This window comes from Streptomyces collinus (genome assembly GCF_031348265.1).
Taxonomy (GTDB): Bacteria; Actinomycetota; Actinomycetes; order Streptomycetales; family Streptomycetaceae; genus Streptomyces; species Streptomyces collinus.
In genome coordinates this window covers 6674708-6691263 of sequence record NZ_CP133771.1, presented here as the reverse complement: position 1 = coordinate 6691263, position 16556 = coordinate 6674708, and the positions used below count along the sequence as shown (strand labels likewise).

The 16556-nt window shown below is 74.2% G+C and carries 3 protein-coding genes; all 3 read right to left on the bottom strand.

The genetic code is table 11. The features are described from left to right. Nucleotides 1-84 precede the first annotated feature (84 nt). Nucleotides 85-13797, bottom strand: a complete 13713-nt coding sequence (locus RFN52_RS30440; protein WP_184850900.1) for a type I polyketide synthase — start codon at nt 13795-13797, stop codon at nt 85-87. Nucleotides 13798-14022: 225 nt separating this feature from the next. Continuing rightward, complete coding sequence (locus RFN52_RS30435) at nt 14023-15444, bottom strand: flavin monoamine oxidase family protein (RefSeq protein ID WP_184850898.1); 1422 nt, start codon at nt 15442-15444, stop codon at nt 14023-14025. A gap of 192 nt (nt 15445-15636) precedes the next feature. Further along, nucleotides 15637-16524: an NAD(P)-dependent oxidoreductase gene (locus RFN52_RS30430; protein WP_184850896.1), complete on the bottom strand. Its 888-nt coding sequence runs from the start codon at nt 16522-16524 to the stop codon at nt 15637-15639. Nucleotides 16525-16556: the final 32 nt, after the last annotated feature.

Genomic DNA, 16556 nt, shown 5'->3' with positions numbered 1-16556 from the left:
GGTAGTCGCGGAGCTTGTCCTCGCCCGCCATGGTGTGTCAACTCCCGTGTGTCGTGTGGTGATCGGTGCCGAAGTGGCGGTGGTTCAGCTCAGCTCGTCGACGAGGGCGAACAGTTCGTCGTCGGTGGCCGAGTCCAGGTCGTCGTCCGGGTCGTCGTCCCGGTCCTGGGCGGGGGTCCCGGCGGCGTTGTCGGCCGCGTCCAGGAGTTCCCGCAGGCGGGCGGTGATCCGGCCGTGGGCGGAGGCGTCGGTGGCGGCCGCCTCGATGGCGGCTTCCAGCCGTGCCAGTTCCGCGAGGACCGGCTCGTCCGGCGTGGTCTCCTCGACGGTCAGCCGCTCGCCCAGATACGAGGCGAGCGCCCTGGGCGTGGGCTGGTCGAAGACCAGGGTGGTCGGCAGCCGCAGTCCCGTCTCGGCGGCGAGCTGGTTGCGCAGCTCGACGGCGGTCAGGGAATCGAAGCCGAGTTCCTGGACGGGCCGGTCGGCGTCGATCGCCGTGTGGTCGGCGTGGCCGAGCACGGCGGCCACCCGGCCTCGGACGACGTCCACCAAGGCCCGTTCCCGCTCGGTCGCGGGCAGGGCGGCGAGCCTGTCGGCGAGGCCCTGGCCCTCGGGGCGGCCGGCGGGGGCGTCACCCGCTGCCGCGGGGCGGCGGGCGCTGTTCCCGCGGACGAGTCCGGCGAGGAGGGGCGGTACCCGGTCGCCCAGGGCACGGATCGCCCGGGTGTCGAGCCGGGTGACGGCGAGGACGCTCTCGCCGGTTGCCGGGGCCGCGTCGAAGAGGGCCATCGCGTCGTCGGTGGCCAGCGGCAGCAGGCCGGAGCGGGCCAGGCGGCGCAGGTCCGCTTCGGCGAGGTGACCGGTGATGGTGCTGGTCTCCTCCCAGAGGCCCCAGGCGAGGGAGGTCGCGGGCAGCCCGGCCGCCCGGCGATGTGCCGCCAGCGCGTCCAGGAAGGCGTTGCCCGCCGCGTAGTTCGCCTGACCCGCCGTACCGAGAAGCCCCGACACCGACGAGTACAGAACGAACGCCTTCAGATTCATGTCCCGGGTCAGCTCGTGCAGATGCCACGCCGCGTCCACCTTCGGACGCAACACCGAGTGCAGCCGCTCGGGCGTCAGGCCCTCCACCGTCACGTCGTCCAGCACACCCGCCGTGTGCACCACACCCGACAACTCACCTACGTCGGCGAAGAGTTCAGTCAGAGCCGCACGATCCGTCACATCGCATGCCGCGAGCCGCACGGCTGCACCCAGAGCCTCCAGCTCCGCCCGCAGCTCGCCCGCACCAGGCGCCGCCTCACCGCGCCGGCTCACCAGCACCAGCGACCGCACCCCGTGGACCGACACGAGATGCCGGGCCACCACAGCACCCAGGCCTCCGGTACCACCGGTCACCAACACCGGGCCCTCACCCCAGGCAACAGCACCGCCGTCACCCGGCGCCGCCCGCCGCAGCCTCGGCACCACCAGCCCGCCCGACCGCACCGCCACCTGCGCCTCACCCGAAGCGACAGCTGCTGTGAGGGCGGGTGTGTCCGGGGCGTCGAGGTCCAGGAGCTGGACGCGGCCGGGGCTCTCCGTCTGGGCCGTGCGCAGCAGGCCCCACAGCGGGGCGTGGGCCAGGTCGGTGACGTCTTCGTCGACCGCGGTGGCCACGGCGCCCCGGGTGGTGACCACGAGGCGGGCGTGCGCGAAACGGTCGTCCGCGAGCCACTGCTGCACCTGGACGAGCGCCTGCTGTGCTGCCTCCCGCGCGGTGCCCGGCAGCGTGTCCCCGGCGGGCGCGGCGACGTGGGGAGCGAGGACGATCGAGGGAGCGGGTGCGCCCGTGTCGACGGCCCGTGCCAGTTCGCCGAGGTCGGCGTAGGAGCGGACGGTGCCGTCCGGCAGGCCGAGGTCCGGCACGGGTCCGAGGACCGCCCAGGTGGCGAGGTCCGCGGTCGCGTCCGTGCGGACCGGCCGGGTCCAGTCGACCCGGAGCAGGCCGTCGGCGGAGCCGGCGTCCGCGGCGCGCAGCGACTCGGCGGACAGGGGGCGCAGGGTCAGCTCCGCCACCTCGGCGACCGGTGCGCCCGACCCGTCGGCCACCGTGAGGGCGACCGTCGTGGATCCGCCGTTCAGGGCCCCGGGTGCCGCTGCTCCGGCGAGCCGGACCCGCAGCACGGACGCGCCCGCTGCCGTCGCGCTCACTCCGGCCCAGGAGAAGGGCAGCAGGGGGCGGCCCTCGTCGCCGGCGACTCCGGGAAGCAGCGGGTGCAGGGCGGCGTCGAACAGTGCGGGGTGGAGGGTGAACCGGCGTGCCTCGGTGCGCTGGTCCTCGTCGAGGGCGACCTCGGCGCAGAGGTCGTCGCCGGCCGTCCACAGCCGGCGCAGGTTGCGGAAAGCGGGCCCATAGGCGTAGCCCTGCTCGTCGAGGCGCTCGTAGGCGCCGGTGAGGTCGATCTCCCGGGCTCCCGCGGGGGGCCAGACGGTGAGCGTCTCGCCCGTGCCCGTCGGGGCGTCGGTGCCGGTGCTCAGGGTGCCGTAGGCGTGCAGGGTCCAGGTCCCGTCGTGGGCGGGGTCGCCGTGGGGACGGGCGTGGATGCGCACCGGGCGGGTGGCGTCGGTGTCCTCGGCGCCGACGGACACCTGGAGGTGCACGCCGCCGCGTTCGGGCAGTACCAGGGGGGCCGCCAGGGTGAGTTCCCCGACCGTGGCGGCGCCGAGCTGTTCGCCTGCCCGGAGGGCGAGTTCGAGCAGTCCGGTGCCGGGCACGAGCACGGTGCCGGCGACGGTGTGCTCCGTCAGCCAGGGGTGCGTGCCGCGGGCCAGGCGGCCGGTGAGGACGTGTTCGTCACGGTCGGCCAGCTGGACGGCCGCGCCGAGCAGCGGATGGTCCGCCGCGACGAGTCCGAAGCCCGCGGCGTCCGTGACGGTGGTGGGTGCGTCGAGCCAGTGGCGCTGCCGCTGGAAGGCGTAGAGCGGCAGGTCGGTGCCGTGCGCGCCGGGGAACACGGCGTCCCAGCGGATGTCGGAGCCGCGTGCGGCGAGCAGTCCGAGGGCGGCGGCGAACACCTCCGGCTCGGGACGGCCCCTGCGCAGGGCCGGGGTCACGACCCCGGGGGCCTGCTCCAGGGACTCGGCGACCAGGGCGCTCAGCACCCCGTCGGGGCCGAGTTCCAGCCACTCGGTGACCCCCGCCGCCTCCAGGAGGCGTACGCCGTCGAGGAAGCGGACGGCCTCGCGGATGTGGCGCGCCCAGTAGTCGGGCGAGGCGAGGTCCTGTGCCGTGGCCAGTTCGCCGGTGACGTTGGAGACGACGGGGATGCGCGGTTCGTGGAAGGTGAGGTCCGCGGCGATCGCGCGGAACTCGTCCAGGACCTCGTCCATGTGCGGCGAGTGGAAGGCGTGGCTGACGGGGAGGCGTTTGACCCGTGCGCCCTCCTTCTTGAACCGGGCGGTGAGTTCGTCGACGGCGTCGGCGTCGCCGGAGATGACCGTGGCGCGCGGCCCGTTGACGCCGGCGACCGCGACCCGGTCGCCGTAGGGGGCGAGGGCGGCGCGTACCACGTCCTCTCCGGCCTCGACGGCCGCCATGGCGCCGCCCTCCCGTGCGGCCTGCATCAGCCGGCCGCGCTCCGCCACGAGGACGCAGGCGTCGGGCAGGTCGAGGACGCCCGCGAGGTGGGCGGCGGTGACCTCGCCGATCGAGTGGCCGAGCAGGAAGTCCGGGGTGAGGCCGTGGTGTTCTGCGAGGCGGAACAGCGCGGTCTCCAGGGCGAACAGCGCGGTCTGCGTGAACGCCGTCTGGTCGAGCAGGGCGGCGTCCGCGCTGTCCTCGGCGGCGAAGAGCACCGACTTGAGCGGGCGCATGAGTTCGGGGTCCAGGTGGGCGCACACCTCGTCGAGAGCCGCCGCGAACACCGGGGAGGCGTCGTACAGTTCGCGTCCCATACCGAGGCGCTGGGCGCCCTGCCCGGTCAGCAGGAAAGCGGTCTTGCCGCGCTGGGACGGGGAGGTGCGCAGCGCCGCCGGACCGGTCTCGCCACGGCTCAGCGCGGCGAGCCCGTCGAGCAGTTCGGCTCGCCGGCGGGCGACGACCACGGCTCCGCGGCCGTGCCGGGCCCGGCGGGTGCCGAGGGACCAGCCGAGGTCGGTGAGGGACTGCTCGGGATGGCTGCCGAGGTGGTCGTGCAGGCGCTGGGCCTGAGCGCGCAGGGCCTGCTCGTCCCGTGCGGACAGCACGAACGGCACCGGCCCGGACGACACGGGCCCGGACGGCTCCGGCCGCTCGACGGCCGCCTCCTCGGGTGCCACGAACTCCTCGACGACCACATGCGCGTTCGTCCCACTGATACCGAAGGAGGAGACACCCGCCCGCCTCGGCACCCCGTCCCGGGCGGTCCACTCGCGTTCCTCGGTGAGCAGCTCGACCGCACCCGTGTCCCACTCCACGAACGGCGACGGCTCGTCCACGTGCAGCGTCCTCGGCAGCACACCGTGCCGCATCGCCTGCACCATCTTGATCACACCACCGACACCGGCGGCAGCCTGCGCATGCCCGATGTTCGACTTCAACGACCCCAGCAACAACGGCTGTTCACGGTCCTGGCCATAGGTCGCCAGCAGCGCCTGCGCCTCGATCGGATCGCCCAGCCGCGTACCCGTACCGTGCGCCTCCACCGCGTCCACCTCGGCGGCGGACAGGCCGGCCGAGGCCAGTGCCTGGCGGATGACCCGCTCCTGGGACGGGCCGTTGGGCGCGGTCAGGCCGTTCGAGGCGCCGTCCTGGTTCACCGCACTGCCCCGTACGACCGCCAGCACCTGGTGACCGTTGCGCACCGCGTCCGACAGGCGCTCGACGACCAGCAGGCCCACGCCCTCCGACCAGGCGACACCGTCGGCCGCGGCGGCGAAGGACTTGCAGCGGCCGTCGGGTGACAGGCCGCGCTGGCGGGAGAACTCCACGAAGACGTGCGGTCCGGCCATGACGGTCACGCCCCCGGCGAGGGCGAGCGAGCACTCGCCGTTGCGCAGGGCGTTCGCCGCGAGGTGCAGGGCGACGAGCGAGGACGAGCAGGCCGTGTCGACGGTGACGGCCGGGCCCTCGAAGCCGTAGGTGTAGGAGAGCCGGCCCGACACGACGCTGGAGAGGTTGCCCGCGAGCAGGAAGCCCTCGTACTCCTCGGGGCTCGCCGCGAGACGGGAGGCGTAGTCGTCGTACATGGCGCCGGTGAACACGCCGGTGTCGGAGCCGTGCAGGCCGGTGGGGTCGATGCCGGCGTGCTCGAACGCCTCCCAGGCCGTCTCCAGCAGCAGCCGGTGCTGCGGGTCCATGGCGGTGGCCTCACGCGGCGGGATGCCGAAGAAGGCGGGGTCGAACCGGTCGGCGTCGTGCAGGAACCCGCCGTGCCGGACGTAGGAGGTGCCGGTGTGGGCGGGGTCCGGGTCGTAGAGGCCGTCCAGGTCCCAGCCCCGGTTGGCGGGGAACCCGGTGATGGCGTCCCCGCCTTCGGAGACCAGCCGCCAGAGGTCGTCCGGCGAGGCGACGCCGCCCGGGTAGCGGCAGGCCATGCCCACGATCGCGATCGGCTCGTCGTGGGCGGTGGCGAGCCGCGCGGTGCGGGCCGGTGCCGGGGCGGTGGTGTCCGCGATCCGGTTGAGCAGGTGGTCGGCGACCGCGTCGGGTGTGGGGTGGTCGAAGACGACGGTCGCGGACAGCCGCAGCCCGGTGGCGGTGTTCAGGCGGTTGCGCAGCTCGACGCCCGCGAGGGAGTCGAAGCCGCTCTCCTTGAAGGCACGCCTGGGGTCCAGGCGTTGCGGGTCGGTGTGGCCGAGGACTCCGGCCACGATGCCGCGGACGAGGTCGAGGACGGTCTCGCGGCGCCGCTCCTGCGGCAGGGCGGCGATCCGCTCCGCCCAGGTGGTGCCTTCGCCGCCCGCGTCGGCCGCGCGGGCGGCCGTGCGCCGGGAGCGGGGCGCCGGGGCCAGGTCGCGCAGCAGGGGCGAGGTCTCGGCGCGCAGGGCCCGCGGTTCGAAGACGACGGGGACGCGCAGCGCGTCGTCGCCGGCCAGGGCCGCGTCGAAGAGGGCCAGGGCGTGCTCGGGGGTGAGGGTCCTGATGCCCTGGCGGGTCCAGCGGGCCAGATCGGCGTCGCCGAGGGTGCCGCCCATGCCGTGGGTGCCGTCCCAGAGGCCCCAGGCGAGGGAGGTCGCGGGCAGCCCGGCCGCCCGGCGATGTGCCGCCAGCGCGTCCAGGAAGGCGTTGCCCGCCGCGTAGTTCGCCTGCCCGGCGGTGCCCAGCAGACCCGACACCGACGAGTACAGAACGAACGCCTGAAGGCCCATGTCCCGGGTCAGCTCGTGCAGATGCCACGCCGCGTCCACCTTCGGACGCAACACGGAATGCAGCCGCTCGGGCGTCAGACCCTCCACCGTCGCGTCGTCCAGCACACCCGCCGTGTGCACCACACCCGACAACTCACCTACGTCGGCCAGGAGTTCAGCCAGAGCCGCACGATCCGTCACATCACATGCCGCGAGCCGCACGGCTGCACCCAGAGCCTCCAGCTCCGCCCGCAGCTCGCCCGCACCAGGCGCCGCCTCACCGCGCCGGCTCACCAGCACCAGTGAGCGAACCCCGTGGACCGTCACCAGATGCCGGGCCACCACAGCACCCAGACCACCGGTACCGCCCGTCACCAACACCGGGCCCTCACCCCAGGCAACAGCACCGCCGTCACCCGGCGCCGCCCGCCGCAGCCTCGGCACCACCAGCCCGCCCGACCGCACCGCCACCTGCGCCTCACCCGAAGCGAGGGCGGCGGCCAGGAGCCGGTCATCGGTGGAGGTGTCGGCGTCGGCGTCGATCAGGACCACCCGGTCCGGATGCTCGGACTGCACGCTGCGCAGCAGGCCCCACAGGGGCGCCTGGGCCGGCTCGGGGACGAGGTCGCCGGGTGCGGCGGCCACCGCGCCCCGGGTGAGCACCGCGAGGCGCGCGTCGACCAGGCGCTCGTCGGCGAGGAAGTCCTGCACGAGGCGCAGGAACACGTCCGCCGTGTGGTGGGCGCGGGCCGCCACATCGCCATGTCCGTCCGTGGCCGGGGCGCGTACGAGCACCACATCGGCCGTGCCGTCCACCTGCGTGAGGTCGGTCGCCTCCACGACACTCGGCGCTTCGCCCCCGGGCGTCGCGGCCGGCGTCCACTCAACGGCGTACAGGGCGTCGTCGAGCCGTGGTTCGGAGCGGAGCCGGTCCTTGGCGACCGGGCGCAGGGCGAGGGACTCCACGCTCATGACGGGTGCGCCGAGGGTGTCCGCGGCGTGCAGCGCGTAGGTGCCGGACCCGCCGGGCTCGATCCGCACCCGCAGGGTGTCCGCGCCCGCGGCGTGCAGGGACGCGCCGGACCAGGCGAACGGCAGCCGGATGGTGTCCGCGGCGGTGTCGTCCCCGGCCGCGTGCAGCACGACCGGGTGAAGGAGCGCGTCGAAGAGGGCGGGGTGCAGTCCGAACCGGTCGGCGCCGTCCCGGTGGGCGTCGGGCAGGGCGACTTCGGCGTACAGGGCGTCGGTCGCGTGCCACAGGCGTGTCAGGCCCTGGAAGGCGGGGCCGTAGGTGTAGCCGAGCGCGGTGAGGCGCTCGTACGCGTCGTCCAGCGGGACCTCGGCGGCGTCGGCGGGCGGCCACTGGCTCAGGTCGGGTCCGGTCGGCGGTGTGCCGCCGAGGGTGCCGGAGGCGTGTCGCGTCCACAGCTGTCCGGTGTCCGGAGGGCCGTCCGGGCAGGCGTGGATCTCGACGGGCCGGCTGCCGGAGGCGTCCGGTGCGCCGACGGCGACCTGGACCCGTACGGCGCCCTGCCCGGGCAGCTCCAGGGGTGCTTCCAGGGTCAGTTCGTCGATCTGGTCGATGCCCAGGCGGCCCGCCGCCGTCAGGGCCAGTTCCAGGAACGCGGTGGCGGGCACGAGGACCGTCCCGGTGATGGCGTGGTCGGCGAGCCAGGGCTGGTCGGAGACGGCGAGGCGGCCGGTGAGCACCAGAGCGTCGCTTCCCGCCAGTTCCACCGAGGCGTGCAGGAGCGGGTGCCCGGCCGGGTCGAGGCCCAGGCCCCGGGCGTCGAGGGGGCGTTCGGGCGTGAGCCAGTAGCGCTCCCGCTGGAAGGGGTACGTCGGCAGGTCGACGAGTCGGCCGCCGGGGTGGAAGGTCTCGGCGGCCAGCGGCGCGCCGCCCGCCCAGGCCGCGGCGATCCCGGCGAGGAAGGTCTCGCCCTCGGGGCGCCCGGCGCGCAGCAGCGGGACGACGACCGCGTCGGTGTCGGCCAGCGCGGCACGGGTCAGCGGGGCGAGCACGGCGTCGGGGCCGGTCTCGACGAACACGGTGGCGCCGTGCCGGTGCAGGGCCCGGGCTGCGTCGACGAACCGTACGGGCCGGCGGATCTGCCGCACCCAGTAGTCGGGCGAGGTCAGCTCCTGCGGGGCGGCGGGTTCGCCGGTGACCGTGGAGACGACCGGGATGCGCGGCGCGTGGAAGGTGAGGCTCTCGGCGACGGTGCGGAACTCGTCCAGGACGTCGTCCATGTGCGCCGAGTGGAATGCGTGGCTGACCGTCAGGCGGCGGGTGCGCCGGCCCCGGGCGCGCCACAGCGCGGCCAGTTCCTCCGCCGCGTCCTCGTCGCCGGAGACCACCAGGGAGTCGGGGGCGTTGACGGCGGCGAGGTCGAGCCGGCCCGCCGCCTTCTCCAGGTCGGCGGCGATCTCGGCTTCGGTGGCCTCCAGGGCGATCATGGCGCCGCCCGTGCGTGCCGCTTCCATGAGCCGCCCTCGGGCCGCGACCAGCCGGGCAGCGTCGGCGAGGGACAGCACGCCCGCGACGTGGGCGGCGGCGAGTTCGCCGATGGAGTGTCCGGCGAGCAGGTCCGGTGTGGTGCCGTGGTGGGCGAGGAGGCGGAACAGGGCGACCTCGACGGCGAACAGGGCGGGCTGTGTGTAGGCGGTGCGGTGCAGGAGACGGCCGGGCTCGCTGTCGCCGTCGGCGAACATCACCGTGCGCAGAGGCAGTTCGAGGTGTTCGTCGAGGGCGGAGCACACCTCGTCGAGGGCCGCCGCGAACACCGGGGAGGCGGCGTACAGTTCGCGGCCCATGCCGGCGTGCTGGGCGCCCTGCCCGGTGAACAGGAAGGCGGTGCGGCCCGCGCCCGCGGCGCTGCCGGTGACGACCTGGGCGGTCTCCTCGCCGTCGGCCAGGGCGGCGAGACCGGCGAGAAGCGTGTCGGCGTCCGTGGCGGTGACCACGGCGCGCTGCGGCAGGGCGGTGCGGGTGAGGGCGAGGGACGCGCCGAGGTCGGCGGGGTGGGTGCCGCTCGCGGCGACGGCGTCGTGCAGGCGCCGGGCCTGGGCGCGCAGGGCCTGTTCGTCCCTCGCGGACAGCACGAACGGCACCGGCGCGGACGACACGGGCCCGGACGGCTCCGGCCGCTCGACAGCGTCCTGCGCGGCCACGAACTCCTCGACCACCACATGCGCGTTGGTGCCGCTGATCCCGAACGAGGAGACACCCGCGCGACGCGGTACGCCGTCCCGGGCGGTCCACTCACGGGCCTCGGTGAGCAGCTCGACCGCACCCGTGTCCCACTCCACGAACGGCGACGGCTCGTCCACGTGCAGTGTCCTCGGCAGCACTCCGTGCCGCATCGCCTGCACCATCTTGATCACACCACCGACACCGGCCGCGGCCTGCGCATGCCCGATGTTCGACTTCAACGACCCCAGCAACAACGGCTGTTCACGGTCCTGGCCGTACGTCGCCAGCAGGGCCTGCGCCTCGATCGGGTCGCCCAGCCGCGTGCCCGTGCCGTGCGCCTCCACCGCGTCCACCTCGGCCGGAGCGAGCCGGGCGTCGGACAGGGCGTCGCGGATGACGCGCTGCTGGGAGGGGCCGACCGGGGCGGTCAGGCCGTTGCCCGTGCCGTCCTGGTTGACCGCGCTGCCCCGTACGACCGCCAGCACCCGGTGCCCGTTGCGCAGGGCGTCCGACAGCCGCTCGACCACCAGCAGGCCGACACCTTCGGCCCAGGAGGTGCCGTCGGCGGACGCGGCGAAGGACTTGGAGCGCCCGTCGGCGGCCAGGCCTCGCTGGCGGGAGAACTCCACGAACATGCCGGGCGAGGACATGACGGTCGCGCCGCCCGCGATGGCCAGGTTGGTCTCGCCCGTGCGCAGCGAGCGCACCGCCATGTGCAGGGCGACCAGCGAGGACGAGCAGGCCGTGTCGACGGTGACGGCCGGGCCGAGCAGCCCGAGCTGGTAGGCGATGCGGCCGGACATGACGCTCGGCGTGGTGCCCGTGAGGAGGTGCCCTTCGACGGTGTCGGGGGCCTCGTGCATCCGGGGCCCGTAGTCGAGGGTGGTGGCGCCCACGAACACGCCGGTGCGGCTGCCCTTGAGGGCGGCGGCGTCCAGGCCGGCCCGCTCGACGGCCTCCCAGGCGGTTTCCAGGAGGAGGCGCTGCTGTGGGTCCATGGCGAGGGCCTCGCGGGGCGAGATCCCGAAGAACTCGTTGTCGAACAGGGCCGCGTCGTGCAGGAAGCCGCCCTCGCGGACCGTGCTGTGACCGCCGTGTGTGGGGTCGGCGTCGTACAGGTCGGGGTCCCAGCCGCGGTCGCCGGGGAAACCGGTGATGGCGTCCCGGCCGTCGGCGACCAGGTTCCACAGTTCCTCGGGAGAGGTGACGCCGCCCGGGTAGCGGCAGGCCATGCCGACGATGGCGATGGGTTCATGGGCCGTGTCGGGTGTGCCGGCCGGGCGGTCCTCGGGGTGGGCGGCGGGGTCCGTCCCGGCGAGGAGGGTGGTGAGGCGGGAGATGAGGGCGGCCGGGGTGGGGTGGTCGAACAGCAGGCCGCTGGGCAGCGTCAGGCCGGTGGCGGCGGCGAGGGCGTCGCGCAGCTCGACCGTCATCAGGGAGTCGAAGCCGAGGTCCTTGAACGCGGCGTGCGGGTCGACGCGCCCGGCGTCGGTGTGCTCCAGGACGGCGGCGACCCGCTCCAGCACCAGGGCGGTGGCGTCGGGGGCCGGGGTGGCCGGGGGCGTGGTGGCTGCGGCATCGGTCAGGGCCGGTGCGGGTTCCTGCACAGCGAGGGCCGGGGCGGCCGGGCCGTCGATCCAGTGGCGCTCGCGCTGGAAGGCGTAGGTGGGCAGCGGGACGCGGCGGCCCGGGCCGGCGGCGTGCACGGCCGCCCAGTCGACGGACATGCCCCGGACGAACGCGGCGGCGACGCCGGTGAGCAGGGAGCGGACCTCGGGGCGTCCGGCGCGGAGCGTGGCGACGGGGGCGGTGGCCTCGGTGTCACCGGCGCCCGTGGCGGCCAGCGCGGTCAGGACGCCGTCGGGGCCGAGCTCCAGCAGGGTGGCGGCGCTCAGGTTCTCCAGGGTGCGTACGGCGTCGAGGAAGCGGACCGGGCGGCGCACCTGCTCGACCCAGTAGTCCGGCGAGGTCCACTGGCCCGGTTCCACGGCGGTGCCGGTGACCGTGGACACGGCGGGGATCCGCGGCTCGTGGAACGTCAGGTCCTGCACGACGGCGCGGAACGGCTCCAGCATCGGGTCCATCAGCGGCGAGTGGAAGGCGTGGCTGACCGTGAGGCGGCGGGTCCTGCGGCCCTGCGCGGCGAGCTGCTCCGCGACGGCCGTGACGCTCTCGTGCGCGCCTGAGATCACCACCGCGCGCGGCCCGTTGACGGCGGCGACCGCCACCGGCCCGTCCTGCGCGGCGAGCAGGGGCAGCACCTCGTCCTCGGTGGCCTCGACGGCGACCATGGCGCCACCGGCCGGCAGTTCCTGCATCAGGCGGCCCCGGGCGGCGACGAGCCGGGCGGCGTCGTCGAGGGACAGCACCCCGGCGACGTGGGCGGCGGCGATCTCCCCGATGGAGTGCCCGGCCACGTGGCCGGGGGTGACGCCCCAGGAGGTGACGAGGCGGTACAGGGCGACCTCGACGGCGAACAGCGCGGGCTGGGTCCAGGCGGTGTCGTCCAGGCCCTCCCCGGAGTCCACCACCTCGGCGAGGGGCCGGTCGAGCAGCGGGGCGAACGCCCGGCACACCTCGTCGAAGGCGGCCCGGAACGCCGGGAAGGCGTCGCGCAGTTCCCGTCCCATGGCGGCGCGCTGGGCGCCCTGACCGGTGAACAGGAAGGCCGTCGTGCCCGGGCGGACGGCGCCCGTGACGACCTGCGCCGCGGCCCGCCCCTCGGCCAGGGCGGTCAGGCCGGTGGCCATGCCGGCCCGGTCGTCGGCGAGGACGACGGCCCGGTGGTCGAAGACGGTGCGGGTGGTGGCCAGGGAGCGGCCGATGTCCTCGGGGCGGGGCGCGGGGTCGGCGGTCACGGCGGTGCGCAGCCGCCCGGCCTGCGCGGCGAGGGCGGCGGTGCCGCGTCCGGAGACGACCCAGGGCAGCAGGGCCTGGTCGCCCTCGGAAGCCGCTGCCGGTGACGGGGCCGCCGGTCCCTCGCCCAGCACCACGTGGGCGTTGGTGCCGCCCATGCCGAACGAGGAGACACCGGCGATCAGCGGGCGGTGGGGGGCGGGCCAGTCACCGGTCTCGCGCTGCACCTCCAGGCCGAGTTGGGCCAGCGGGATCGCCGGGTTCGGGGTGTCGAAGTTGAGGCTGGCGGGCAGGCGGCGGTGGCGCAGGGCCAGCAGGGTCTTGATCAGGCCGATGATACCGGCCGCGCCCTCCAGATGGCCCACGTTGGTCTTCGCGGATCCGACCCGCAGCGGACCGGCGCCGGAGCGGGCCGTGCCCAGCACCGCGCCCAGGGCGGCGGCCTCGACGGGGTCGCCGACCGGCGTACCGGTGCCGTGCAGTTCGACGTACTGGACGGCGTCGGGGTCGAGGCCGCCGCGTTCGTACGCCTCGCGCAGGACTCGCTCCTGGGTCTCCTGCCCGGGCACGGTCAGGCCGGGGGTGGCGCCGTCGTTGTTGACGGCGCTGGCGTGGATCACGCCGAGGACGTCGTCACCGTCGGCGAGGGCCCGCGACAGCGGCTTGAGGACGACGGCGCCGCCGCCCTCGCCGCGTACGAAGCCGTTGGCGCGGGCGTCGAAGGTGTAGGTGGTGCCGTCGGGAGAGAGGCCGCCGAAGCGCTCCCCGGCGACCGCGGCCTCGGCGAGGATGTTGAGGTTGACGCCGGCGACGATGGCGGCGTCGGACTCCCCGGCGCGCAGCGACTCGCACGCCAGGTGCACGGCAACCAGCGAGGACGACTGGGCCGAGTCGACGGTGAGGCTGGGGCCGCGCAGACCGAGGTGGTACGAGACCCGGTTCGCGATCACGCCGCGGTTGACCCCGGTCATGGTGTGCTGGGTGACGGTCCGAGCGCCGTGCTGGTAGAGCAGGGCGGCGTAGTCGTCGCGCAGGGTGCCGACGAAGACCGCGGTGCGGCTGCCGCGCAGGGTGGCCGGGACGATCCCGGCGTTCTCCAGCGCCTCCCAGGCCAGTTCGAGCACGAGGCGCTGCTGCGGGTCCATGACGCGCGCCTCGCGCGGGGCTATGCCGAAGAAGCCGGCGTCGAAGGTGTCGACGCTTTGCAGGAAGCCGCCGTGGCGCAGGCCGGGTGCGGTTCCGGCGGGTGCCGCCTCGCCCGACGCGGGCCGCAGACGGTCCGCCGGGACGGGAGTGATGGCGGAGGCGCCGGTGCTGAGCAGTTCCCAGAAGGCCTCCGGATTTCCCGCTCCGGGCAGGCGGCAGGAAAGGCCGACGACCGCGATGTCCTCGCTCCGTGTACGGCGCGTACCGATCGATTCGGACTGGTACTGATTCGTCATCGCGCTCGACTGCCCTTTCGGCCGAAATACCGCAAGACTTCTGAGTGGGGGAATGTTCGGCCCGATCGTAGGCAGGGGGGTCTCTCCCTCTCCTCAGTCTCCGTCCTCACTCCGGTAATTCGGCCGGGGCAAAAAGGAGGGGGAAAGAAGAAGGCGCCATGACCGGGCGGTGGACGGGAACCGCACTTCCCGTTCTCCACCGGCCGGTCATGGCGCTGCCGTCGGTCAGCCCGCGAGGGTCGCGGCCTGTTCCGCGGCACGGAAGCCGGACTCCAGGGCGCCTTCGACGAAGGCCCCGTTCCAGCCGCTGGCTATGTCACCGCCCGCGAAGACGATGCGCCCGAACGGCTGCTGGATGTCCGGCAGCTGACGCAGGAGCTGCCCCGGCCTGCGCAGGCCCCAGCCGCCCCGGGCGTAGGGGTCCTTGTGCCATTCCTTCGCCCGGTACTCGGCGACCCTGGCCTCCGGCAGCAGCCCGCGGACCGCGGCGCGCACCGCCTGCGGGTCGGACACGTCGAGGGCGGGCCCGGTGAAGGCCACGAAGATGCGGCCGTCGGGCAGCTGCTTCTGCGGGATGAGCAGCAGGATGGGGGCACCCTCCGGGGCCTGGGCCGAGACCGCCTCGGAGGTGCCCTGCACCCGCAGCCACAGCTTGGTGGCGTGCGGGACGCCGAGGCCCTCGCGGGCGGCGTCGGCGTACACCTTGGGCAGGCCCGGCTCGAAGGTGAGCGTCGACCACATGTTGACGGGCGTGGCGAGCACCACGACCGGCGCCTTGTGCACCCGGCCGCCGCGGACCTCGACGTGGGTGAGGCCGCCGCGCTCACGGATCGCCGTGACCGGCGAGTTGAGGCTGATCGTCGCTCCGGACTCGCGCAGCATCCGCTCCAGGATGGAGATCATGCCGCCCTCGGGCAGCTGGCTCATCACCGACAGGAACTTGTCGTAGGTGCCGCCCGCGAGCTGGTACCACTGGGCGAGGCCGGTGAGGGAGCCGGTCTTGTTGCCGCCGGCGAACACCGAGGTGGCGCCGCTCACCCAGTCGTGATCGACCCCTTTCAGCTGAAGCTGGGCGATACGGTCGGCGAGCGAGAGCCGGTCCACGGACGCCAGGAGGTCCTTGCGGTGCAGCGGCTCGTAGGGCCGCTCGAAGTACTGCTCGGATCCGGCGTAGAAGTCCGCGAACAGGCTGTTGAGCCGGGCGCCGGCCTCCTGCGGGGAGTGGCTGGCGTAGCCGTTCGGGCCGGGCATCACCATGCGGGTGGCGTGCACGTCCTCGGTGGTGGTCAGCGAGTAGCGCTTCAGTTCGCGGGCCACGAGGTCCTGGCCGGGGCCGAACCAGCCGCCGCCGAGTTCGACGTGGTGCCCGGCCAGCGTGCCCGGCTCGATGCGGCCGCCGGTCCTGCCGCGGGCCTCCAGGACCAGAACCCTCATACCGCGGGCGCCCAGCTCCCGGGCGACGGTGCCGCCCGCGTATCCGGCGCCGACGACGATGGCGTCGTAGGGCTTGTCGTCGGCCGCGGCGGGGGACGCCGTCGCGGTGACGGCGCCGGCGGTGAGCGCGGTGGCGCCCGCCGCCTTCAGCAGCGTTCTTCTGGTGACACGTCCGTGGGCACGAGGGGTCGTGCTGTCGCCGATCTCGGTCATGGAACACACCTTTCGCGAAGAGCGGGAATTGCGGGTCGGAAAGCGCACGGAATCGACGGGCGGAAACGAACGGTGAAAAGCGCTTCGAATTCGGGTGCGCCGGTGTGCGGGCACGGGGAAGGGGCCGGTTCCGACGGGGGATTCGGAACCGGCCCCTTCGTCAGGGGGTGAAGCGAATACCGGGCCCGGGGCTCACTGGCTCGGGCGGCGGTACGCCTTCACGACGCTGGCGTAGCTGTTCTTGGCGTGCCCCTGGGCGATGATGCCCTCCATCAGCGCCTCGGAGTACTTGGGCAGTTCGGTGTCGACGCCGAGCGCCTCGGACTCCTCGACGAGGTGCTTGAGCGCGCCCAGGTGGGTCTCCAGGGTGGCGTCGTTGGCCGGGAACTTCTCGTCGCCGGCGTCGATCTGGGCGGCGTAGTCGGCCGTGAACATCTTGATGGCGTCGAGCCACATGTGCGCCCACGGCAGGAACTCCTGCGCCTTGACGCCGCCGGTCTCCACGATGGCCACACCGTGCAGGAAGCTGTTGAGGGCGCCCCACATCAGGCCGAGCAGCGACACGTCGAACAGGGCGGGCTTGCCGTGGTCGGTGCCGAGGTAGGTGGTGCCGCCGCCGAGGAGCTTCAGCACGGGCTCGTGGGCGTCGAAGACGGCCTGGTCACCGGCGTAGAAGAGGACGGAGGTCTCGGCACCGATGCCGGGCGGGGTGATCATGATGGCGCCGTCGAGGTACTTGGCGCCGTGCTTCTCCGCCCACTCGGCGGTCTGCCGGGCCTGCTCGGAGGAGCCGGTGGTCAGGTTGACGACGGTCTTGCCGCGCAGGGCGTCGCCGAGCGAGCCGATGACGTCGTGCACCACGTCGTACGTCGACACGCACACGATTACGAGGTCGCTCGCGGCGACGGCGTCGGCGGGCTTCGCGGCGAGGACCGCGCCGTCCTTGACGAGGCCGTCGGCCTTGTCCGCCGAACGGTTCCACACGGTGGTGGCGTGGCCCGCCTTCAGGAAGGCGGCGGCCAGGGCCTGCCCCATCAGGCCGAGGCCGAGCACCGACACCGAGGTGTGGTTGTCACCCATGAATGTGTTCCTCCAGTACGAAGTGGTGTGCT